A 217-nucleotide genomic window follows, 5' to 3' on the forward strand; every position below is an offset into this window, starting at 1 on the left:
TGCCGCGGAAGCGCCCGCGGATGCGGCGGCGAGCGCGGGCGCGGCGGCGGACACGACGGAGGATGCGGCGGAGGACGCGGCGGCGGACGTCGCCCTGCGGGATCGGCTGCGGGCCCTGCCCGGGTTTCCGCCCGCGCTGCCGGTCCTCGACCCGGCGACGGTGCCCGCGGACCCGCGCGAGCTCGTCGCCGCCTGGCTCGACGAGGCGATCGCCAGC

Annotated in this window: 1 protein-coding gene; it reads left to right on the forward strand. The window is 81.1% G+C overall.

The window, feature by feature from the left end; genetic code table 11:
• Positions 1-217, forward strand: a 217-nt coding sequence (locus MJ643_RS31375) for a hypothetical protein (RefSeq protein ID WP_247727412.1), incomplete at both ends; no start/stop codon positions are given.

It is taken from the genome of Pseudomonas sp. PNPG3 (assembly GCF_023093815.1).
Taxonomy (GTDB): domain Bacteria; phylum Pseudomonadota; class Gammaproteobacteria; order Pseudomonadales; family Pseudomonadaceae; genus Aquipseudomonas; species Aquipseudomonas asiatica.